Source organism: Candidatus Symbiopectobacterium sp. NZEC135, from assembly GCF_025962695.1.
The window spans coordinates 1-945 of the sequence record NZ_JAGFPF010000779.1; the positions used below are offsets into that span (position 1 = coordinate 1).

Genomic DNA, 945 nt, shown 5'->3' on the forward strand with positions numbered 1-945 from the left:
GGGAGGCGCACTGTTCGTTGGCCCCACGCCCGTGGCTCCCCCCGGGACCGGTGCATTGCTTGCACCGCTATTGCTATTGTCGGCAGCAGGCTCGTCGGGTTTAGTGTTCTCCGCGGGCAAATTTTGCAAAGTTTCCGCTTTATCGATATCAATCGCACGGCTTTCGCTATTTTCTTGCTCAATGGCGCGTTGCGCATCACGGTTTAGCACCATTAAGCTGATGCGGCGGTTGATGGCGTCATTTTTATTGGTGGCCTGTTTCAAACTCATGGTATCCGCCATGCCCACCACCCGCAGCACCTTGCCGTCAGAAAGGCCGCCGGCAATCAGCTCGCGCCGGGATGAGTTCGCGCGATCGGCGGACAGCTCCCAGTTACTGTAGCCACGTTGCCCCTGCGCGTATTGCACGTCATCGGTATGACCTGACAGGCTGATTTTATTGGGGATATCATTAAGAATGGGGGCTATGGCACGCAGGATATGACTCATATAGGATTCAACCTGCGCACTGCCGGTTTTGAACATGGGGCGATTTTGGCTATCAATAATCTGGATGCGTAGCCCTTCATCGACCATTTCAATCAGCAGGTGCGGGCGCAGCGCTCTGAGGCGCGGGTCAGATTCGATCAACTGTTCCAACTGCTCGCGCAATTTATTCAAGCGAATATCGTCGAGCCTGTCGCGCTGATTGGCTTCGGGAGGCATCTCAGGTTCACGTTTGACGACGCCTTCCTGCTGGGTGTAATCATTCCCCCCGCCAGGGATCGGGCTGCTGTCTTCACTGACGCGAGAGCCTGAGGTTAACGCGACTTTGAGTGGCGTTCGAAAATACTCGGCGATCTGCGTCAATTGTGATGGGCTGGCAATGGCGATAAGCCACATCACCAAAAACAGCGCCATCATGGCAGTCATAAAGTCAGCATAAGCTATCTTCCACGAGCCGCC

The 945-nt window shown here is 55.1% G+C and carries 1 protein-coding gene; it reads right to left on the bottom strand.

All coding sequences use genetic code 11. From position 1 onward, the window contains the following. A partial coding sequence (gene motB / locus J5224_RS30395; RefSeq protein WP_264628762.1) for a flagellar motor protein MotB occupies window positions 1–945 on the bottom strand: 945 nt, incomplete at both ends.